This window comes from Thermophilibacter sp. ZX-H3, from assembly GCF_052599055.1.
The window spans coordinates 80,334-100,573 of record NZ_JBQXES010000007.1 but is presented as its reverse complement, the minus strand read 5'-3'; the positions used below and the strand labels follow the sequence as shown (position 1 = coordinate 100,573).

Below are 20,240 nucleotides of genomic sequence, written 5' to 3'. Positions count from 1 at the left end.
TCAGGTTTATTTGGCACGCGAAGCGCGTGCCAAATAAACCTGACGCCAGTGGCACAGCGGCACGGGGGCGCGCAGGCGGCTACAGAACCGTGATCCCCTTGGGGTGGCTGTTGAGGACCTCGCAGCCGTCCTCGGTCACGATGACGAGGTCCTCGATCCGGACGCCCATGTCGCCGGGAAGGTAGATGCCCGGCTCGATGGAGAAGCACTGGCCGGGGCGCACCGGCTCGTCGTGCGTGGAGCTGACGTCTCCCGGCTCATGGTCGACGAGACCGATCTGGTGCCCGAGACGGTGCGTGAATGCCGGGCCCCATCCCGCGTCCTCAATGACGCGGCGTGCCGTGAGGTCGATTTCGGCGAAGGTGACCCCGGGCCGCACGACCTTCTCGGCCTCCTCGTTCGCGCGTCGCACCGCGTCGTAGACCGCGCGCTGATGCTCGGTTGGCTCGGCGGAGAAGAACGTGCGCGTCATGTCGGAGCAGTACCAGTCGCGCTTGCACCCCACGTCAAAGAGGACCATGTCGCCCGGCACGAACGGCGTGGCGTCGGGCTCGTGGTGCGGGTCGGCGGCGTGGTCGCCAAAGCTCACGATGGGGGAGAAGGAGTGCCCCTGCGCCCCGAGGCGGCGATACTCGCCGAGCAGCCCGTCGGCGATCTGGCGCTCGGTCACGCCGGGGCGCACCTGGTCGACGAGCCACGCCATGGCCTCGTCGTTCGTGCGCGACGCGGCGCGCATGAGCTCACGCTCGCGGGCGTCCTTGATCGAGCGCGCGTCGTCCACGGCATCGGACGCGAGGACGAAGCGCGAGGCGGCCCCGGCCTCCATGAGGGGCACGAGCCAGCGGGCGGTGAGCTCCTTGTCCACGCCGAGCGGGCGGTCGCGCATGGTGACCTGCGCTACCAGGGGGACGGGGTCGTCGGTGTCGGAGAACTCGACCACGCGCGCCCCGCATCCGGACGCGTCCGGGAAGAGGCGGTTCGCAAAGAGGGTCGGCGTTCCCTCGGCAGGGACGAAGAGTGCGAGGAAGCGCTCGTAGGGCTCGGTGTAGTAGCCGCAGAGCCACCAGATGGAAAGCGGGTCCACCACGAGCATCTGATCGATGGTTCTTCTCGCGAGGTTTTCCCTCACGCGTGCGAGGCGACTCTCGTCCATTGCGTCTCCTTCGGCCGTGGGTGCAGTCCTCCTGCCATGGTACGCCGTCGTCATGTGGCGGCATCGTGGCGGCCACCGGGCAGTTTGTTGCTTGCGTGAAGTCAGAGTAAGATAGAACTTCGCTCATTCTGGGCATTTTGCCCATGAGACGAATGGAGGCATCCATGGAGAACGACATTCCTCCCGTGAACCGGGTTGACGAGATTCGTGAGGAGCTCGGCAGGCTCGAGGGCAAGCGCCTCAAGGTGAAGGCGAACATGGGCCGCTCCCGCATCGTGGAGCGCGCCGGCACGCTCGTGCACGCGCACCCCTCGCTCTTCGTCGTCGAGGTGGAGGAGCGCCGCGGCCGCACCTCTCGCCAGTCCTATCAGTACGTCGACGTGCTTACCGGTACCGTGGAGCTCTACGACACGGAGACCGGCGAGCGCCTCTTCGACTTCGTCGAGTCCTTCTCGGAGTAGGCCCGGCGCACGATGGCGGGCGCAGTCGTCGTTACGACCCCCTGTAAGGTCAACCTGCACCTCGGCGTTCATCGCGAGAAGGACGGGCGCGGGTATCATCACGTCGACTCCGTGATGGTGCCGGTCGACCTGTGCGACGTGGTGACGGTTGAGGAGGCGCCCGCGCTGAGCGTTCGGTTTGAGCCCGCGCTCGAGGTCGCCCCCGAGAAGACGGGCGTCTGGAAGGCGGCCGTCCTTCTCGCCGAGGCCCTGGGTCGGCAGCCCGGCGTCTCCGTGTCAGTGGCGTGTCACATTCCCGAGCGCGCGGGTCTCGGGGGGTCCTCTGCGGACGCGGGTGCCGCGATTCGCGCGCTCTGCGGGCTCTGGGGAGTCGATCCGCTCGACTCGCGCGTCGTTGCGGTGGCACGTCGCGTCGGGGCCGACGTGGCGTTCTTTCTCAACCCCGAACCGGGACTCTATGGCGGTGCGGGGGACGTGCTCGAGCGGACCTTCCCCGCGCTCGAGGTTCCCGTTGCGCTGGTGATGCCCCGCGCGGAGGGCGGCTCGACGGTTGCCGCCTACGCGGAGTTCGATCGGGCAGGCGCGGAGCCCCGTGGCTACGATGACCTCTGCTCCGCGCTCGAGGAGGGGGACGTCTCCTCGGTTGCCGCTCACCTTCACAACAACCTTGCGCCCGCGGCGCGCGCCCTGTGCTCGGAGGCGGGCGAGGTCGAGGCGTGGCTTCGCCGGCGGCCGGGCGTCCTTGCGGCACAGATAACGGGGTCAGGCACCTGCTCGTTTGCGCTCTGCGAGAGCGCCGCTGCGGCGGAGGCCGCCTGTGCCGAGGCGCGTCGGAAGGGCTGGCGCGCGTGGGCGACAAAAACTGGTTGGCTCGCGCGAGAAAGTCTGCTAGAATACTCCCCTGCTACGGGTTGTGGCTCAGCTTGGTAGAGCGCTCGGTTCGGGACCGAGAGGTCGCTGGTTCGAATCCAGTCAACCCGACCACGTAGATGCAGGGCCGTCGGCAGTGCGCCGGCGGCCCTTTTGCATGCGCCCTGGGCGAGAAGAACGCGCTTGCGGACAGCGCGCCCCCGGGGGCATCGGACACAAAGAGAGTGACGGATTTCGAACGGATGGGGCCGTTTTTTCGGCCTCGTTTGTTCGAAACCCGTCACTCGGGGGGTTGCACTCGGGGAGGGCAGCACTCAGGGAGGGCAGCGCTCGGGAAGGCCGCGCCCGGGGTGGGCGGACCGGCAGGCCCTCCCTGCCGGCGGTCTAGGAGCGCCGCGCGCGAACGATCATGACGGAGCCGGCGGCGACGAGGGGGATCGCCGCGCCGAGGAGGAAGAGGGGCGCGTTGGAGGTGGCGTCACCGGTCTCGGGAACGCCGGCCTTCCGCCGCCCGGAGGCCTTCTTCGCGCCGGGCTTCTCGGGGGAGCCGCCGTCACGCCCGCCGTTCTTCTCGCCCTGCGGCGAGGTGGACGAGCCGTCCTTCCCGCCCTGCTGGCCGCTGGCGCCCGTGTCCTTCTCGACGGGCTTCCACTGGGCGTAGAGGGTGAGGTCGTGGTTGGCGTAGGGGAGCGAGAGGTGCGCGCCCGCGTCGTAGGCCGTTCCCGTCCCGTCGGCCTTGGTGTTCCAGCCGACGAACGCAAACCCCTCGCGCGTGGGCTCCTGCGAGGACACCGCGGTCTCGAGGGTCGCTGCGGCGGCGCGAGTCTCCTCCGCGTCCGGGGCACCGGTGCCGCCGTTGGCGTCGTACGCAACGCGGTAGGTTCCCGTCACCGCGACCGTTGCCGCGCGGGAGGTCTCGTAGTCTCCGCCGGACGCGGCGTTGCCGGCGTAGTGGTGATAGAACCGGACCGCGTAGGTTCCGGGCAGCGACGTGTCGACGTCGTGCTCGACCCGCGCGTGCTCGGCGTCATCGAGGCCCACCTCGGCGCCGGCATGGTCGGACATGCTCACGAGGCTGTCAGAGGGCTGCCAGGAGTCGCCGACGGCAAGCTCGAGGTCACGCGTCTGGATGGTGGGGCGCAGCCTTACGTGGATGCTGCCGATTCGTATGCCGTCAGCGTTGACGCCCCTCAGCGTGGCATTGCTGCCGTCGGGGTTGAGGATGACGGCGTCCTTTGCCGCGGCGCGGTAGCGATACTCCTGCATGAGGTCATCGTCGAGGTTCTCGTCCTCGTTGAGCACCCAGTCGGGAAGCCCGGGGTAGACCACGGCCGAGTTGCCCGTGCCCACCGACCACCCGAGGTCGTGTATGGCATCGCGAATGCGGCGCAGGTCAATGCTATAGACGCTTCCCGAATACAGGGTCGGGTCGTCGGTTGCGCGGTGACGGTCAAGGTAGTTGATGTTGTCAAAGTGGAAGTCCTCGAGTGAGATCTCGGGGATCGCGGCCTGTACGTCGGCGGGGACTGGCGTGAAGGTCCCGGCAAGGAGGTCGCCCTCGGGGACCACCGTCACGCCGAGGTACTTGCCGCCGCCCTGGAAGCGGCCCACCGTGGCGCCGTTGGCGTCCTCCTCGGTGAGCTGCCGGGCAAAGCGCAGGAAGGCGCTCGCGTTGTTGCTGCGACCTTCGAGCGTGGAGGAGCTCCAGAGGCCGAGCTTGGCAAAGCCGTGGCCGTAGAGCACCGCGCGGGTCTCGTTGGTGAGCTCGAGCGGCAGCGTCACGGTCAGGGTCTCGCCCGGCTGGATGGAGCCGCTCAGGGTGACGCGCTTGAGGTCGTCCCAGGCGTTGGTGGCGGCGTATGCTCCCGCCGCGTCGGCAAAGGGGGCGGGGTCCATCGAGCCGGAGTCCGCCTCCAGGCTCGCATACGCCTCGGATCCGGCGACGGTCGAGGCAAACGTCGCGGCTCCGGAGACCCTTACCAGCGGGCGGTCCTCGGTCCCGCCGCCCGCGTAGTCCGCATAGGGCGTCGAGAGGCGCGCGTCAAACGAGACATCCTCATTCCCCGGGTTGGTGACGACGAGCACCGCGCGCAGGTTGTGTACGAGGTCGACGTCGGCGACCGACTTGTCCATGCGATTGACGTCCGTGTCGCTCACGTTGGCGTAGTTGGATACCTGGCCCGAGTCGTCGGTGTAGTAGAGCGCATACGTGACGCCGGTGGCCGCGGTGAGGGGCGCGTCGTTGACGCGGGAGCCGCCCCCGGGCCTGGTCCCCGTGTAGAAGCTGTTGGTGCTCAGGGCCTGCGCGGGCAGCGGCGTCAGCGAGAACGCCAGCGCGGCGCAGATTGCGACGAGCGCACCGAAGATGTGCGCGCGCCTGTTGGTGCGGTGCATGTTTTCCTCCGTGTTAGTTGTGGCTGACAGTGCGATCCACACACCATCGCCGAACGACGCAACGTGATGTCAAACCGGGTTTCTCGCCGTCAGCTTGCGCTGCCCAGACGTCCTTCTCGCCGGCAGGTCATCAGCATGTGACGGGGGACGGCGTGATGCGCGCAGCTGCCGATCACGTGGCCCGCGGCGAGCTTGGCCGCCTCGCTCGCGCCCTTCGGGGCGTAGGCGTGCGAGAAGCGCTCGAGCATGGCGAGGTCGTTGCCGCCGTCGCCGTAGACGGCCACGTCGCTCTCGGCGATGTCGAGGTGCCCCGCGAGCCAGGCCACGGCCTCGCCCTTGTTGACCCGGGCGTCGGTGAGCTCGAAGAGGTCGCCGTCGAAGGAGGCGTTCACGATCGAGCGGGCATGGTCGGCCACGAAGCCGGCCAGCTCGCGGCGAAGCGCCCCGTCGGCTACGCGGAAGTTGACCTTGCAGATCGGGCGCGCCAGCACGTCGGCGTCCGTCTGGTCGAAGTGGGTGTCAGGGGCGGGCGGCCGCCGGCGCAGCCGATGCGCGACGAGCCTCCCAAGCAGCCCGGGGGACGGGCGGAGCCCCGCGAGGAAGCTCTCGCGCGTGCCTCGGACATAGGTGCCGTCCTCGGCGATGCAGTTGAAGCACACCTCGGGAAACGCGGAAAGGAGCTCCTCGAGCGTCTGTGGGTCGAAGTGCGAGAAGCGCAGCAGCTCCCCGCGCGCGTCGCAGATGAGCGCGCCGTTTGCGGAGACGGTTTCGAGCGGAAGGTCGCCAAAGCCGAGCGTGGAGGCGCGGCGCACGGCGCGCCCGGTTGCGAGCGCCACGTGGCGGCCCGCGTCAAGCACGCGCCTCAGCTGCAGGAGGATGGCGCGGTCCGTCTGGTGGAGAGCGTTGAAGAGCGTCCCATCGAGGTCGCTGGCAAAGAGTCTGATCAGGGGTCCCACCTCCCACGGCGATACAGGAGGCAGTATATCGCCCCGTTGCCGCCGCGTTGGGGATGCCGCCGCTCAGCCGCGCGGAGCTGCCGCTCGTCCAAGGTGACACAAAGCCGACGCAACACGTCGTTTTTCTCACGTTTTGAGTTTGCTCGTGCAAACGTCAAATGGGGCCGCTGGGGGAGGGCGAGAAGAGCGACGGGGCGAGAAGAACGCGGAGGCGAGAAAAGCCCGCTACTGCACCGTCACGGCTCCCTCGGGAACGGCGACCTCAGCGTCGCTTGCCACGACCACGTTGTTCCCGGGCTTCTCCGGCTCGCCCGGCCATTCCGGCACGTAGCTCACGTGCGCGAGCTCGCGCCCGAAGGCCTCCTCGACCTCGCGCAGCGTGCGCGCGCCGCGCCCCTCGCAGGCGCAGCGGACGTTCGCGAGGTAGACGCCGCCCTCGGCGAGGTGTCCGCGCACCACCCGCGCGCCCTCGTCGGTGGTGAGCGGCCCGAGCGGGCGCTTGCCCGAGAACGCGTCGTTGACGATCACGTCGTACGGCTCCGCGGCGGCGCGGAGGAACCCCCAGGCGTCATCGTTCACCAGGCGAATGCGCCCGTCCTTCTCGGCCCCCGTCTCCTCGAGGCAGTCGTCCAGGAAGAACCGCTCGCGCGCCAGCTTCGTGATGGCGGGGTCGACCTCGACCACGTCCACGCATGCGGCCGGCACGTACGCGGCCAGGTACTTGGGAAGCGAGTAGCCGCCGCCTCCCATGACCATCACGCGCAGCGGACGGTCGGCCGACCGCCCGCGGGCGGAGACGAGCCCCTCGATGATGGCGGCCATCGCGCGGTGATACTCGCAGGCAAGCTCGAAGCGCAGGTCGTGGGGGACGTAGCTCACGGACTGAAACGTGCCGTTGACGTTGAGCAGGCGCACGGGCGTCTTGTCCTCGGTCAGCGAGTCAAAGACGAGGGTGAGGCCGAACTTGGTGCGCAGCACGCTCACGCCGCGCCGGCGCAGCCCCCAGAGCAGGACGACCAGCACGACGGTGCAGACGACGGTCAGGATGAGGAGGGCGTAGACGAGCTCTCTCAACATGGGCCCCTTTTCGCGTTTTAGAGATTGTGAGTAGCGCGTAACGTCGGCTATACTAGCTGATGCTGTATTGGGCCTGGGGCCCGTCTGAGACAACGCACCGGAAGGACACTTCATCATGATTCTTGGCATGGGGCCGCTTGAGATCGTCATCATCCTCGTCATCGTGCTGGTCATCTTTGGGCCCAAGAACCTCCCCAAGATCGGCAGCGCCCTTGGCAAGACCGTCAAGAACGTTCGCGAGGGCATGGAAGAGGGCAAGGACGAGAAGGACGAGAGCCCGATCGAGTCCCATGACGACTCCGTCGAGGTCATCGAGGACGAGGACGACGCCGACGCCCCCGAGACCGCTGCCGACGACGCGGTGTTCTGCTCCAAGTGCGGCGCCAAGAACGCGGCCGACGCCGGGTTCTGCTCCAAGTGCGGCAACAAGCTCAACTAGTGGCACGCGGCAGGTAGGGAGCAGCGCATGGACAGCACCAAGAAGATCGAGCTCACCTCCGAGGGTCGCCAGAAGCTCGTCGACGAGCTCGCGTACCGCGAGGGCGAGAAGCACGACGAGATCGTCGAGCGCATCAAGGAGGCCCGCGGCTTCGGTGACCTCTCCGAGAACTCCGAGTACGACGCCGCCAAGGAGGAGGAGGCGCGCAACGCCGCGCGCATCAACGAGATTCGCCAGATTCTCTCCGTTGCCACGGTCGTCGAGGCCGGCCCCGCGCACGACCTCACGGTCTCCATCGGCACCACCGTCGAGCTGAAGGACGAGAAGGGCAAGACGTCCACCTTCACCATCGTGGGCACCACCGAGACCAACTCCCTCGAGCACAAGATCTCCAACGAGTCCCCCGTGGGCAGCGCCCTGGTGGGCCACCGCGAGGGCGACGAGGTCGAGGTCGTCGCGCCGTCCGGCAAGACGAGGAAGTACGTCATCACGGGGATTTCCCGCTAGGTCGGCACTTCCTCTCCGGCAAGCAGCAAGCGTGGCGCCCCGTGTCTGCGTATCGCAGGTGCGGGGCGATTCTATCTGAAAGGGACAACATGGCAGAGAACACCGCCGCGGGCATCGCCGCCACCGACGAGCGCGCGATGCGCCGCGCCCGCCGCCAGGCGCTCATCGACGCGGGCGTGAACCCGTATCCCATCGCCTCCGAGGTCACGGCGCACGCCGCCGAGCTCGAGGCCAAGTACGCCGACCTCGCGGACGGCACGGACACCGAGGACGTGGTGAGCGTCGCCGGCCGCATCCGGGCGCTCCGCAAGCAGGGCAAGGCCGCATTCATCGTGCTCGAGGACGTGACGGGCTCCATCCAGCTCTTCTGCCGCCACGACGTGCTCGGTGACGAGGGCTGGGACCTTCTCGGCAAGCTCGACCTCGGAGACATCCTGGGTGCCACGGGTGCCGTCATGCGCACGCGCCGCGGGCAGCTCTCCGTCTCCCCGACGCAGCTCACGGTGCTCTCCAAGTCCCTGCGCCCGCTGCCCGAGAAGTTCCACGGCCTCACGGACCGCGAGGTCCGCTACCGCCAGCGCTACGTCGACCTCATCATGAACCCCGAGGTCCGCGACGTCTTCCGCAAGCGCAGCCAGATCATCTCCCTCATCCGCCGCTACATGGAGGCCGAGGGCTACATGGAGGTCGAGACGCCGATGATGCACGCCATCCTCGGCGGCGCCAACGCGCGCCCCTTCGTGACGCACTTCAACGCGCTCGACCGCGACTTCTACCTGCGCATCGCCACCGAGCTGCCGCTCAAGCGCCTCATCGTGGGCGGCATGGAGCGCGTCTTTGAGATCGGCCGCCAGTTCCGCAACGAAGGCATGGACCTCACGCACAACCCCGAGTTCACCTCGATGGAGGCCTACTGCGCCTACTCCGACCTCGAGGGCATGAAGCGCCTCTCCGAGGGCCTGTTCAAGGCCATCGCGCGCGAGGTCTGCGGCTGCGAGGAGGGCCACGAGGTCATCACCTTCCAGGGACAGCAGATCGACATGTCCGGCACCTGGGCGAGCCGCCCGCTCTCAGAGATCGCCTCCGAGTGCGTGGGCGAGGAGCTCACGATGGACACCCCCATCGAGCACCTGCGCGAGCTCTGCGAGAAAAACGGCATCGAGCCGCAGCCCAACTGGGGCGCCGGCAAGCTCCTCTTTGAGCTCTACGACGAGCTGGGTGAGAAGACCATCGTGAACCCCACCTTCGTGTGCGACTACCCGGAGGAGGTCTCCCCGCTCTCCAAGCGCAAGGCCGAGGACCCGCGCCTCACCGACCGCTTTGAGCTGGTCATCGCCGGCCACGAGTACGCCAACGCCTTCTCCGAGCTCAATGACCCCGTGGACCAGGCCGGCCGCTTTGCCGAGCAGGTCGCGGCCAAGGGCATGGGCGACGACGAGGCCATGGGCTACGACTACGACTACGTGCGCGCCCTCGAGTACGGCATGCCCCCGGCGGGCGGTATCGGCTACGGCATCGACCGCATGATTATGCTCTTCTGCGACCAGCCCGCGATCCGCGACGTGCTGCTCTTCCCGGCCATGAAGCCGGAGACCATCACGCGCGCGGACATCGAGGCCCAGGTCGCGGGTGTGGTGACGGACAACGCCGCCGCCTCCGTGGACGCCATCGCCGAGGACAGCGAGAAGGTCGCGGCCGCTACGGCGGAGGCCCCTGCGGCGCTCGTCGCCGGCATTGACCGCGACGCCGCGCTCGCCCTTCTCGCCGAGCACAACCACGAGGAGTTCCACCTCGAGCACGGTCAGACCGTCGGCGGCGTGATGCGCGTCTTCGCCGAGGAAATGGACCCCGAGAACGCCGACTTCTGGGAGGTCGTGGGCATCCTTCACGACCTCGACTGGGAGGAGCACGCCGACGACCCGGCCAACCACACGGTCTACGCCGCTGAGCTGCTGCGCGCGGCGGGTGCCTCCGAGGAGCTCGTGCGTGCCATCCAGTCGCACAACTCCGACAACAACCCCGACCTGCCCACGCCCGAGCTTCCCATGGAGAAGGTCCTCTTTGCCGTGGACGAGCTCACGGGCCTCATCGGCGCGGCCGTGATCATGCGCCCGAGCAAGTCCGTCATGGACTTCGAGGTGAAGTCGCTCAAGAAGAAGTTCAAGGACAAGCGCTTCGCCGCCGGCTGCAACCGCGACGTCATCCGTGCCGGCGCCGAGCTCTGCGGCTGGGAGCTCGACGAGCTCTTCTCGCGCACGATCGATGCGATGAAGGCCATCGCCCCCGACCGCGACACGTTTGGCAAGTAGCGACGCGACGCCCGTCCTTCTCGTTGTTTCGCTCTGCGGCGGCCGACACTCATGAGTGTCGGCTGCCGTGTCATTTTCAGCCGGCACTTCTCGACAAACGCCAAGAAGGGGCCGGCACTCCTGCGGACAGGCCACCCTTTTGGCCGGCACTCCTTGCCGGCACTCATGAGTGTCGGCTGCGCTCCGACCGCTCGGTGTCACCACCCGGGCTTCTCGCTGGGAAGCGCCGGCAGCATCTGGCTGAGAAGGACGCGACGGGCGTGGGCGCATCCCTCGTCGGCAAGAATTCCCCTGACCTTGGTCTCGTAGCTGGCGCCCTCATGCACTGCGAGTGCGTGTGCGACGCGGGCGAGGTAGGCGTTGAGCGCGGGCAGGGTGCTCACGTTCTTATAGCTCGCCGGAAACACGGAGATCCCGCAGGTCTGGTAGTCGCGGATTCTGCGCTGATCCTCCTCGAAGGCAGCCTCGCTGATATGCTCCTTGCCGTTGTACTCAGATGCGGTGAGCTGGTCCGGCCAGTGAAAGTCGGGCCGCATGCGCTGATGCTCGATGAGGTCACGCACCTCATGCGGCCACTCGATGGGCGCGTTCTCGAGGAAGGGCGGCGTCTCTATGCCCCCGAGCTCTCCCGGAAGCTTGAACGCAAACGAGAGGAGCGTCTCCTCGGGGGAGCCGGACCCGTCCTGAACGAGGCCGGCGGCTCGCCGGGCTTGGGCAAGGCCCTTGATGCCGGTCGCCTCCCCCAGGAAGACGCGCAGGTCGGCGGCGTGCGCGATGGGCTCGAGCTCGAAGGCGCAGGCGCCGTGCGCCGGGTCGAAGGGGTCGCGCGCATAGGATCCACAGGCCTCCATGGGAAACGTTAAGAGTCGGTAGAGGCTCGCGTTGTCGGTGAGCGCCCCGTGTCTTACGAGGGTCGCGAGGGCCTGCTGCATCCGCACCATGCTGAGCGCAGGGGACTCGACAAAGATGCGGAGGTCGCCGCCGCCCGCGTAGTCCCAGGCGCGCCCGTCCTCGTGCACGACTTCATAGAACGCCGCGTCCGGCAGATGCGACAGCAAGGCACGCGACCTGACGAGGGAGGATTCCGTCCGGTCCCGGCGAGAGAAGAAGGTGAGCTCGAGTGGGCGTGCGCTCGAGATGCCCCCGAGGCCGTCGGGGAGGGAGGCGCGTAGGGCGGAGAGGTCAATCGGGCCTTGTCGGACCATGGGGGCGGCGCCCGGCGCGGGCACAAGCCGCAGGTCTGGGTCGCGCCGAGCGATGCGCGTGAACTTGAGCGAGTCGGTGCCTGCGAGAAAGATGCTCTCCGCCATGAGGCCCCCTTTCCTTCGGTGGGCTCGAAAGCCTAGCGGGGGGCACTTGCGCGAAGCGCTCCATCTGGTTGCCGGCCTCTGACCAAACTCTGCGTTTTCCTGTCGACATGCCGAGAAAAGAGCAGGTCGGGCGAGGTGTGAGCCACGCGCATGGCATAGGGGGCTTTTGCCTTGACATTCTGTTGATGCGCCAAACCATCACAACCCGTGTGGTCCGGCGTTCAGGGCAGGGGCCTGAGACGAAAGCCCCTTGCGCCCCGCTCGTAGCCGACACCTATGAGTGTCGGCAAGGAGTGTCGGCTGATTTGGCGGGCTGTCGACAGGAGTGTCGGCAATCTCTCGGGGTTTAGCGAGAAGTGCCGGCTGGTGGCAGGCGTTCAGCCGGCACTTATAAGTGCCGGCTGAGGAGGGGCGACCGGAGGATGCCGGCTGAAGAGGGGCGACCGGAGGAGGAGGTCGTCTGGAGGAGGGCCTGCTGAGGGGGGCCTCGCGAAGGGAGGGGCGGAAAAAAGGCGAGAAGAACGTCACGTCGCTTATCGCGTTTGCGCTGGGCGCGTGGTGGGTACAAACTATAACCGTGAAACGACCATGGGAGGGAACCCCCTATGTTTGAGAAGTTTACCGACAAGGCGCGCAAGGTGATGAGCCTCGCGCAGGAGGAGGCGCGCGGCCTCGGACAGATGTACGTGGGCACCGAGCACCTGCTCCTGGCCCTCATCAAGGAGGGCGAGGGCGTGGCGGCCCAGGCGCTCGCCAAGCTCGACGTCACCTATGACGAGACGCTCTCCACGGTGCGCGACCTCACGCCCAGCGAGACCGAGCCCGTGCCGGGTGGCCACATCCCCTTCACGCCGCGCGCGAAGCGCGTGCTCGAGGGGGCGTACCGCGAGACGATGACCCACGGCCAGACGTACATCTCGACCGAGCACCTGCTGCTCGGCATCGTGTCCGAGGGCAACGGCCGCGCGATGGACGCCCTGCGCCAGATGGGCGTCTCGGCCGACGCGGTGCGCAACGCCGTGAACGAGCTCGCCTCGAAGTCCTCCGAGGGCGCCCAGCCCGCCACCGCCGACGTGCGGATGGCCGGCTTCGGCGGGCCCGGCCCGCAGCAGCAGGGCGAGGAGGGCTCGGTCCTGGAGCAGTACGGGCGCAACCTCACCAAGCTCGCCGCGGATGACCGCCTTGACCCGGTGATCGGCCGCGACCGAGAGATCGAGCGCGTCATGCAGGTCCTCGCGCGCCGCCAGAAGAACAACCCGCTCATCCTGGGCGACCCGGGCGTGGGCAAGACCGCCATCGTCGAGGGGCTCGCTCAGCTCATCGCCGGCGGCAACGTGCCGGACATCCTGCGCGGCAAGCAGATCTGGACGCTCGACCTCGCGAGCCTCGTCGCCGGCTCCAAGTACCGCGGCGAGTTCGAGGAGCGCATGAAGAAGGTCGTGAGGGAGCTCCAGGACTCCAAGGAGGACATCCTCTTCATCGACGAGATCCATACCGTGATCGGCGCGGGCTCGGCCGAGGGCTCCATCGACGCCGCCTCCATCCTGAAGCCGCCCCTCTCGCGCGGTGAGATCCAGGTCATCGGCGCCACCACGGCCGAGGAGTACCGCAAGCACGTGGAGAAGGACTCCGCCTTCGAGCGGCGCTTCCAGCCGGTGAACATCGGCGAGCCGAGCCCCGATGACACGATCAAGATCATCGAGGGCCTGAAGGAGCGCTACGAGAAGCACCACCACGTCCGGTACACGGACGCCGCCGTGGAGGCCGCCGTGACGCTCTCGAGCCGCTACGTGCAGGACCGCTTCCTTCCCGACAAGGCCATCGACGTGCTCGACGAGGCGGGCGCCCGCACGCGCGTCCACAAGATGGCGCTGCCGCCCGAGATCGCCCAGACCGACGCCGACCTCGCGCGCGTGCGCGACGAGAAGTCCGCCGCGGCCGCCGCCCAGGAGTTCGAGGAGGCGGCGCGCCTGCGCGACGAGGAGAAGGCGCTCGTGGCCCGCCGTGACGAGCTCGAGGCCAAGTGGCGCGAGGAGCTGGCCGCCAACGTGGTGACCGTCGACGAGGAGGACATCGCCGACGTGGTCTCCACGATGACCGGCGTGCCCGTCTCGAGCCTCACCGAGGCCGAGGCCTCCAAGCTCCTGCGCTGCGAGGACGTGCTCCACGAGCGCGTCGTGGGCCAGGACGAGGCCGTGACCAAGGTCGCCAAGGCCATCCGGCGCAGCCGCAGCCCCCTCAAGGACCCGCGCCGCCCCGGCGGCTCGTTCATCTTCCTCGGCCCCTCGGGCGTGGGCAAGACCGAGCTCGCCAAGGCGCTTGCCGAGTTCCTCTTCGGCTCCGAGGAAGCGCTCATCAGCTTTGACATGTCGGAGTTCATGGAGAAGCACACCGTCTCCAAGCTCGTCGGCGCCCCTCCGGGATACGTGGGCTACGACGAGGGCGGCGAGCTCACCAAGGCCGTGCGCCGCCGGCCCTACTCCGTCGTGCTCTTCGACGAGGTGGAGAAGGCGCACCCCGACGTCTTCAACGTCCTTCTCCAGATCCTGGAGGAGGGTCGCCTCACGGACGGCCAGGGCCGTCACGTGGACTTCTCCAACACCGTCATCATCATGACGTCCAACATCGGCGCGCGCGACATCGCGCAGACCACCACGATGGGCTTCTCCGCGCAGGGCGCGAACGGCCTCTCCGACAAGGAGATCACGAGCCGCGTGATGTCCGAGCTCAAGAAACACTTCCGCCCGGAGTTCCTCAACCGCGTGGACGAGGTCGTGGTCTTCAAGTCCCTCACGCCCGAGCAGCTGCGCGGCATCGTGGAGCTCATGGTGGCCGACCTGCGCGACCGCCTCATCGCGCAGGGCATGTCCATCGAGCTCACGGACGCGGCGCGCGACCTCGTGGCCAAGGAGGGCGCCGACCCGGTGTATGGCGCGCGGCCGCTCCGTCGCGCCATCCAGACGCTCATCGAGGACCCGCTCTCCGAGGAGCTGCTGCAGAACATCTGGCACCGCGGGGAGATCATTCGCGTGGACGAGAAGGACGGGCGGCTCGTCTTCGAGCACGCGACCGGCGAGATTCCCGCGCCGCGTCGCCGCGAGCACATGGCGTCACCCGACCTCGCTTCGCTCCCGGAGCCGTCCGCCCCGAGGGCGAGCGGCGGGAGCCTCCTCGCATCCGACTAGCGCGACAGGGGGACGGAGGGGCCGTGGCCGCTCCGTCCCCCTCACCTCCGACCTCTCATGACCCATTGCCGCCGAGGCCGTATACTGGGGGATGAGAAGACCGGCCGGCCCGTTTGAGGTCGGCGCACATGAAGGGGCCGCCCATGGACGCATCCCAGCTGAACACGGGTGTCGCGGAGCGCGAGCAGCGCCTGCAGGACGCCATCAGGAACACCGCCCCCGGCACGCCCCTCAGGGTGGCGCTCGACATGATCCTCGCCGGCCACCTCGGGGCGCTCATCTGCGTCGGTGACACCGAGAACGTGCTCGCCGCCGGCGACGACGGCTTCAAGCTCGACGTCTCGTTCACGGCCAACCGCCTCTTCGAGCTCTGCAAGATGGACGGTGCCGTGGTCATCGACCGCGACATCACCAAGATCCTGCGCGCCAACTACCACCTGAACCCCGACCCGTCGCTGCCCACCTCCGAGACCGGCACGCGCCACCGCACCGCCGCGCGGATGAGCCTGCTCACCAAGGCGACGGTCATCTCGGTGTCCTCGCGCCGCTCCGTCGTAAACGTCTACGTGGACGGTAAGGGCTTCCAGATCAAGAGCGTGCGCGACCTCTTCGTCCTGGGCAACCAGCTCACCGTGGCGATGCAGAACACGCGCTCGCAGCTCGACCGGAGCCTGCTGCGCCTCACGAGCCTCGAGCTCGACGACTGCGTCACGCTCGGCGACCTCACGGACATCTTCTACCTCTTCGAGGTGCTCATGTCCGCGGGCTCCGAGCTCGACGAGTGCATTGTCCAGCTCGGAAACGAGGGCAAGATTGCCCAGATGCAGCGCGAGGAGTACCTCTCGGGCGTGGACGAGGCCTACACGCTCATGATTCGCGACTACGCGGTCGACTCCTCCGAGGAGGCCGCGCGAACCATCCGCAAGCGCCTCCACGACACCGTCAACGCGCAGCTGCGCTCCGCCAAGCTCGTGGCCAAGATCCTCGGCTACGGGGACGAGCGCGGCGAGGACTCCATCATGACGCCGCTCGGGCTGCGCACGCTCTCGCGCGTCCCGGTGGTCCGGGACGGCATGGCCGACAAGATCGTCGACGAGTACGGCTCGCTCCAGGAGATCCTCGAGGCCGTCGACGACGACCCGCAGCGCCTCGGCGAGATAGGCGTGAAGAACCCCGACATCCTCGCCAGCAGCCTGCACCGCATGTGGGGGAAGGGCGAGTGATGGGCCCCGACGCCCCGACGCCGTGCGCCTGCGCGGAGCCGAGCCTCATGGGCGCGCCCGAGGCCGGCGCGGACACCTGCGCCGTCATCGTGGCGGGCGGCACCGGCGAGCGCTTTGGCGACCCGCGCGGCAAGCAGTTCGTGGACCTCTGCGGCCTCCCGCTCATGTGCTGGTCCGTCGCGGCCTTCGACCAGGCCCCCTCCGTCGCGCGAATCGTGGTCGTCTGCGCCCCCGAGCGCGGCCCGGAGGTCGAGAAGGACGTGCTCTCGCGGCTCTCCCTGACCAAGTCCGTGTCCCTGGCCCCCTCCGGGGCGACGCGGCAGGCGTCTGTGCTGTCCGGCCTGGGCTCCGTGCCCCGCGAGCTGGAGTTCGTTGCCGTGCACGACGCGGCGCGCCCGCTGATCGAGGTCGAGATGATCGAGCGGGCCGTCGCCGCCGTGCGCGGGGACGCCTCGCTCGCCGGCGCCATCCTGGCCTCCCGCTCCGTCGACACGCTCAAGCTTGTGGAGGGGGACACCATCGTGGCCACGCCGGACCGTTCGTTCTACTGGGCGGCCCAGACCCCGCAGGTCTTCCGGCGCCGCATCCTGCTTGCGGCGCACCGGGCGGCCGCCCGCGACGAGTACCAGGGCACCGATGACTCCTCGCTCGTCGAGCGCCATGGAGGCCGCGTGCGCGTGGTCGAGTGCTCGCGCGACAACATCAAGGTCACCGTTCCCGAGGACCTCGCCCTCGCCGAGGCCGCCCTCGGACAGCGCCTCATAGGGCAATGAGCGTGCCCCCGGCGTCTGCGTGCCACTGGCGTCAGGTTTATTTGGCACGCGTAGACCGCGTGCCACTGGCGTCAGGTTTATTTGGCACGCGTAGGCCGCGTGCCAAATAAACCTGACGCCAGTGGCACAGACGCCCGTGGCACGCAGACGCCGGGGGCACAACCAGGAAAGGACGAAGATGCTTCGCATAGGACATGGCTTTGACGTGCACGCGTTCGCGGAGGGGCGCCGTCTCATCCTAGGCGGCGTCGACGTGCCCGCGGAGCGCGGCCTCGCCGGCCACTCGGATGCGGACGTCGTGGCGCACGCGCTCATGGACGCCGTGCTCGGCGCGCTGCGCGAGGGCGACATCGGCAAGCTCTTCCCCGACACGGACCCCGCCTACGAGGGCGCCGACTCGCTCGCGCTGATGCGCCGCGTGGCCGAACTCGCCCGCGGCCGCGGCTGGCGCGTGGCGGACGCCGACTGCACCATCGCGGCGCAGGCGCCCAAGCTCGCGCCCTACCGCGAGCAGATGCGTGCCAACATGGCCGCCGCCCTCGGCGTTCCCACCGAGACGGTGGGCGTCAAGGCCACCACGACGGAGCGGCTCGGCTTCGTGGGACGCGAGGAGGGGATCGCGGCCTGGGCCGTCGTCCTTCTCGAGCGCGCGGAGCCCTAGGCCGGCCTGCGCCGGTCCCGGCGCTATACTGGTCAGACAACGTATCCGAGACGCCAAGGAGCAAGCATGCTCGTCTATAACAGCCAGACGCACAAGAAGGAGGAGCTTACCCCCATCGAGGAGGGCAAGATCCGGATGTACGTCTGCGGCCCCACGGTCTACGACCAGATCCACATCGGCAACGCGCGGACGTTCCTCGCGTTCGACGTGATTCGCCGCTACCTCATGTACAAGGGCTACGCCGTCACCTTTGCCCAGAACCTCACGGACGTGGACGACAAGATCATCAACCGCGCCAACGAGGAGGGCAAGACCGCCGCCGAGGTCGCCGAGGAGTGCTCGGCCGCCTTCATCGAGCAGATGCACCGCTTCGGCGTGCTCGACCCCGACATCCGCCCGCGCGCCACGCGCGAGATCGAGGCCATGCAGGAGATGATCTCGCTTCTCATCGAGCGCGGCCATGCCTACCCGGTGCCGTCCGGCGACGTCTACTTCTCCGTGCGCTCCGACCACAGCTACGGCGTCCTCTCCGGGCGCGACCTCGACCAGATGCGCGCCGGCGAGCGCGTGGAGGTCAACGACGAGAAGCGCGACCCCTTCGACTTTGCCCTCTGGAAGGCCGCGAAGCCCGGCGAGCCCAGCTGGCCCTCCCCGTGGGGAGACGGCCGCCCCGGCTGGCACACCGAGTGCTGCGCGATGATCCACCGCTATCTGGGCACCCCGATCGACATCCACGGCGGCGGCGCCGACCTCGTCTTCCCGCACCACGAGAACGAGACCGCCCAGGCCATGTGCGCCTGGGACGCCGCGCTCGCCAACACCTGGATGCACACGGGCATGCTTCGCGTCGACGGCGAGAAGATGTCCAAGAGCCTCGGCAACTTCTACACGCTCAAGGAGGTGCTCGACAAGTACCCCGCCGACGCCGTGCGCCTGCTCATGCTGCAGACCCACTACCGCGCGCCGCTCGACTTCTCCTTCGACCGGCTCGACGGCGTGTGCGGCACCCTCGAGCGCCTGCAGACCTGCGTGAAGAACCTGCGCTGGGCCGCGGAGCGCGCCCCGCAGGACGGCGAGCTCAACGATGCCGACCGCACGCTCGGCCGCGCCATCGACGCCGCGCGCGAGGAGTTCTGCCGCCAGATGGACGACGACTTCAACACCGCGGGCGGCCTCGCCGCGATCTTCTCGCTCGTGACCGACGCCAACACCTACCTGGCCGACGCCGCGGACGACACCTCGACGGCCGTGACGCTGCGCGCCGCCGACATGCTCTGCGAGCTCGCCGACGTCATGGGCATCGAGCTGCCCCGCACCGCCGGGAACGACGACCTGCCGGCCGAGCTCGTCGACCTCGCGCGCGAGCAGGCCGGATATGAGGGCGATGCCCCCTCAGAGGCCGCAGAGGTCCTTCTCGCCGCGCGCCAGCAGGCACGTGCCGAGAAGAACTGGGGCGTGGCCGACGCCATCCGCGATGGCATCACCGCCCTCGGCCTCGTGGTCGAGGACACCGCCGCGGGCGCCCGCCTGCGTCGCAAGGAGTAGGCGCCAGCGTACGAGCAAATACGGCTTTCTCGTTTTTTTACGCAGAAAAGTGCGCGCAAAATTTTGTGCGCACTTTTCTGCGTACACTTTGTGGGCAAACGAGAGAGGGGGATGAAATGCGAGAGTCGAAAACCGTTGAGTTCAAGGCGTCCGTGAGCAACTCGTTCCTCAAAACTGTTTCTGCGTTTGCGAACTACGGTGGCGGGACGGTCTACTTCGGCATCGCTGATGACGGGACGCCGGTTGGTCTTCAAGACCCCACGCGGGCGTGTCTCGACATAGAGAACCGCATCAACGACTCCATCGCGCCCATTCCGGAGTTTGAGCTCACGATACGCGCGCTCACCTCGACGGTCGAGCTCAAGGTCATGCCGGGTGCCGCAACGCCTTATCTCTATCGTGCGAAGGCTTACAAGCGCGCAGATAGCGCGACGGTCGAGGTCGATCGTACGGAACTGACGCGCCTCACCCTTGCCGGCAGCAATCTGAGCTTCGAGCAGCTCCCGTCAGAGGACCAGGATCTTACGTTCGCTCGACTTGGGGCGGCGATGCAGGAGGAGCTGGGTCTTGCGAGTTTTAACTCCGACACGCTCAAGACGCTCAGCCTTCTCTCCCCGTCGGGAACCTACAACAACGCCGCGGCGATTCTCGCCGATCGAAGCGCGTTCCCCGGAATCGATGTCGCACGCTTTGGCGAGGACATCAGCGTGATACTCAAGCGCGCGACCTATGAAGGCGCGTCTCTCCTGGCGGAGTTTGATGACGTGGCAGGGCTCTTCAGGGACGCATATTGCTACGAACGGGTTGAGGGGGTCCATCGCAGGCTGGTCGAAACGGTTCCCGTCCAGGCGTTCCGCGAGGCGCTCGCAAACGCGGTCGTTCACAGGACGTGGGACGTTGCGGCGCGGGTTCGCGTGTCGATGCACCCCGACCGCGTGGAGGTCTCATCTCCGGGCGGGCTTCCAGCGGGCATATCCGAGGAGGAGTACCTCTTCGGCAGGGTCTCCATCATGCGTAATCCCATCCTTGCCAACGTGTTCTACCGGCTGGGCATCATCGAGGCCTTTGGTACGGGGGTCATCAGGATCAAGGAGGCGTATGAGGGCAGCGTTGCAAAGCCGACGTTTGCTGTCGCTGAGAATTCGATAACGGTGACCTTGCCCTTCGTCAAGGAGGATAACGGACTGGAGGGCGATCAGAGGCTCGTATACGATCTGCTCAGTCCCGTGCGGGCCATGGCGACCGGAGAGCTTGAGAAGAGCGTGAGTTTTAGTCGCTCAAAGCTCCGGGGAATCCTCAAGCGTCTGATTGCTCTTGGGCTCGTGGAGACGATTGGCGCGGGCAGGGGGCTGAAGTATCGTCGCGTCGGGTGACGTG

16 protein-coding genes and 1 tRNA gene are annotated in these 20,240 nt (G+C 67.9%); 12 read left to right on the top strand and 5 right to left on the bottom strand.

All coding sequences use genetic code 11. The features are described 5' to 3' along the window. Positions 1–79: 79 nt before the first annotated feature. Positions 80–1,153 carry a M24 family metallopeptidase gene (locus ACULPM_RS04535; protein ID WP_445331206.1) on the bottom strand — a complete coding sequence of 358 codons (1,074 nt, stop codon included), beginning with the start codon at positions 1,151–1,153 and terminating at the stop codon, positions 80–82. A gap of 164 nt (positions 1,154–1,317) precedes the next feature. On the opposite strand from ACULPM_RS04535, the gene ACULPM_RS04530 reads away from it, so the two are divergent. The 3 genes from ACULPM_RS04530 to ACULPM_RS04520 all read left to right on the top strand — a co-directional run bounded on the left by ACULPM_RS04530 (position 1,318) and on the right by ACULPM_RS04520 (position 2,598). Continuing rightward, positions 1,318–1,614: a Veg family protein gene (locus ACULPM_RS04530; RefSeq protein ID WP_075279197.1), complete on the top strand. Its 297-nt coding sequence runs from the start codon at positions 1,318–1,320 to the stop codon at positions 1,612–1,614. 12 nt (positions 1,615–1,626) lie between these two features. Then, on the top strand, positions 1,627–2,544 hold the full coding sequence (locus ACULPM_RS04525) for a 4-(cytidine 5'-diphospho)-2-C-methyl-D-erythritol kinase (RefSeq protein ID WP_445331205.1): 918 nt from the start codon (positions 1,627–1,629) through the stop codon (positions 2,542–2,544). Then, positions 2,522–2,598 (top strand) — tRNA-Pro (locus ACULPM_RS04520). Before ACULPM_RS04525 ends, ACULPM_RS04520 begins: the two co-directional genes overlap by 23 nt. Positions 2,599–2,868: 270 nt before the next feature. Here the strand turns inward: ACULPM_RS04520 and ACULPM_RS04515 are convergent. The 3 genes from ACULPM_RS04515 to ACULPM_RS04505 all read right to left on the bottom strand — a co-directional run bounded on the left by ACULPM_RS04515 (position 2,869) and on the right by ACULPM_RS04505 (position 6,911). Further along, the gene (locus tag ACULPM_RS04515; protein ID WP_445331204.1) at positions 2,869–4,878 is read right to left on the bottom strand and encodes an InlB B-repeat-containing protein; all 2,010 of its coding nucleotides are present in this window, start codon (positions 4,876–4,878) and stop codon (positions 2,869–2,871) included. 89 nt (positions 4,879–4,967) lie between these two features. Beyond that, complete coding sequence (locus ACULPM_RS04510) at positions 4,968–5,834, bottom strand: HAD family hydrolase (protein ID WP_445331203.1); 867 nt, start codon at positions 5,832–5,834, stop codon at positions 4,968–4,970. Positions 5,835–6,059: 225 nt separating this feature from the next. Then, positions 6,060–6,911, bottom strand: coding sequence for a spermidine synthase (locus tag ACULPM_RS04505; protein ID WP_445331202.1), 852 nt, complete (start codon positions 6,909–6,911; stop codon positions 6,060–6,062). A 115-nt stretch (positions 6,912–7,026) separates the two neighbouring features. On the opposite strand from ACULPM_RS04505, the gene tatA reads away from it, so the two are divergent. From tatA to lysS, 3 genes are all read left to right on the top strand, one after another. Continuing rightward, a complete protein-coding gene (gene tatA / locus ACULPM_RS04500; protein WP_075279199.1) occupies positions 7,027–7,350 on the top strand; it encodes a twin-arginine translocase TatA/TatE family subunit in 324 nt (107 codons plus the stop codon). A 27-nt stretch (positions 7,351–7,377) separates the two neighbouring features. Next, entirely contained in the window at positions 7,378–7,857 is a 480-nt protein-coding gene (greA, locus tag ACULPM_RS04495; RefSeq protein ID WP_445331201.1) for a transcription elongation factor GreA, read from the top strand. Positions 7,858–7,946: 89 nt separating this feature from the next. Further along, complete coding sequence (lysS, locus tag ACULPM_RS04490) at positions 7,947–10,166, top strand: lysine--tRNA ligase (RefSeq protein WP_445331200.1); 2,220 nt, start codon at positions 7,947–7,949, stop codon at positions 10,164–10,166. Positions 10,167–10,363: 197 nt separating this feature from the next. Here lysS and ACULPM_RS04485 read toward each other — a convergent pair whose 3' ends face one another. Continuing rightward, positions 10,364–11,476, bottom strand: a complete 1,113-nt coding sequence (locus tag ACULPM_RS04485) for a hypothetical protein (RefSeq protein ID WP_167930839.1) — start codon at positions 11,474–11,476, stop codon at positions 10,364–10,366. 605 nt (positions 11,477–12,081) lie between these two features. Here ACULPM_RS04485 and ACULPM_RS04480 point away from each other — a divergent pair. The 6 genes from ACULPM_RS04480 (at position 12,082) to ACULPM_RS04455 (ending at position 20,236) form a co-directional block, all read left to right on the top strand. After that, on the top strand, positions 12,082–14,661 hold the full coding sequence (locus ACULPM_RS04480; RefSeq protein ID WP_445331199.1) for an ATP-dependent Clp protease ATP-binding subunit: 2,580 nt from the start codon (positions 12,082–12,084) through the stop codon (positions 14,659–14,661). A 143-nt stretch (positions 14,662–14,804) separates the two neighbouring features. Continuing rightward, positions 14,805–15,884 (top strand): DNA integrity scanning diadenylate cyclase DisA, encoded by a 1,080-nt coding sequence (disA, locus tag ACULPM_RS04475; RefSeq protein WP_167930841.1) that lies wholly within the window; start codon positions 14,805–14,807, stop codon positions 15,882–15,884. Beyond that, the gene (gene ispD, locus ACULPM_RS04470) at positions 15,884–16,657 is read left to right on the top strand and encodes a 2-C-methyl-D-erythritol 4-phosphate cytidylyltransferase (RefSeq protein WP_445331198.1); all 774 of its coding nucleotides are present in this window, start codon (positions 15,884–15,886) and stop codon (positions 16,655–16,657) included. The genes disA and ispD overlap by 1 nt, the downstream gene beginning before the upstream one ends. Before the next feature lie 178 nt (positions 16,658–16,835). Further along, complete coding sequence (gene ispF / locus ACULPM_RS04465; RefSeq protein WP_445331197.1) at positions 16,836–17,318, top strand: 2-C-methyl-D-erythritol 2,4-cyclodiphosphate synthase; 483 nt, start codon at positions 16,836–16,838, stop codon at positions 17,316–17,318. A gap of 66 nt (positions 17,319–17,384) precedes the next feature. Beyond that, positions 17,385–18,863, top strand: coding sequence for a cysteine--tRNA ligase (gene cysS / locus ACULPM_RS04460; RefSeq protein WP_167930843.1), 1,479 nt, complete (start codon positions 17,385–17,387; stop codon positions 18,861–18,863). A 116-nt stretch (positions 18,864–18,979) separates the two neighbouring features. Further along, the gene (locus ACULPM_RS04455; protein WP_167930844.1) at positions 18,980–20,236 is read left to right on the top strand and encodes an ATP-binding protein; all 1,257 of its coding nucleotides are present in this window, start codon (positions 18,980–18,982) and stop codon (positions 20,234–20,236) included. The last annotated feature ends 4 nt before the right edge of the window (positions 20,237–20,240 follow it).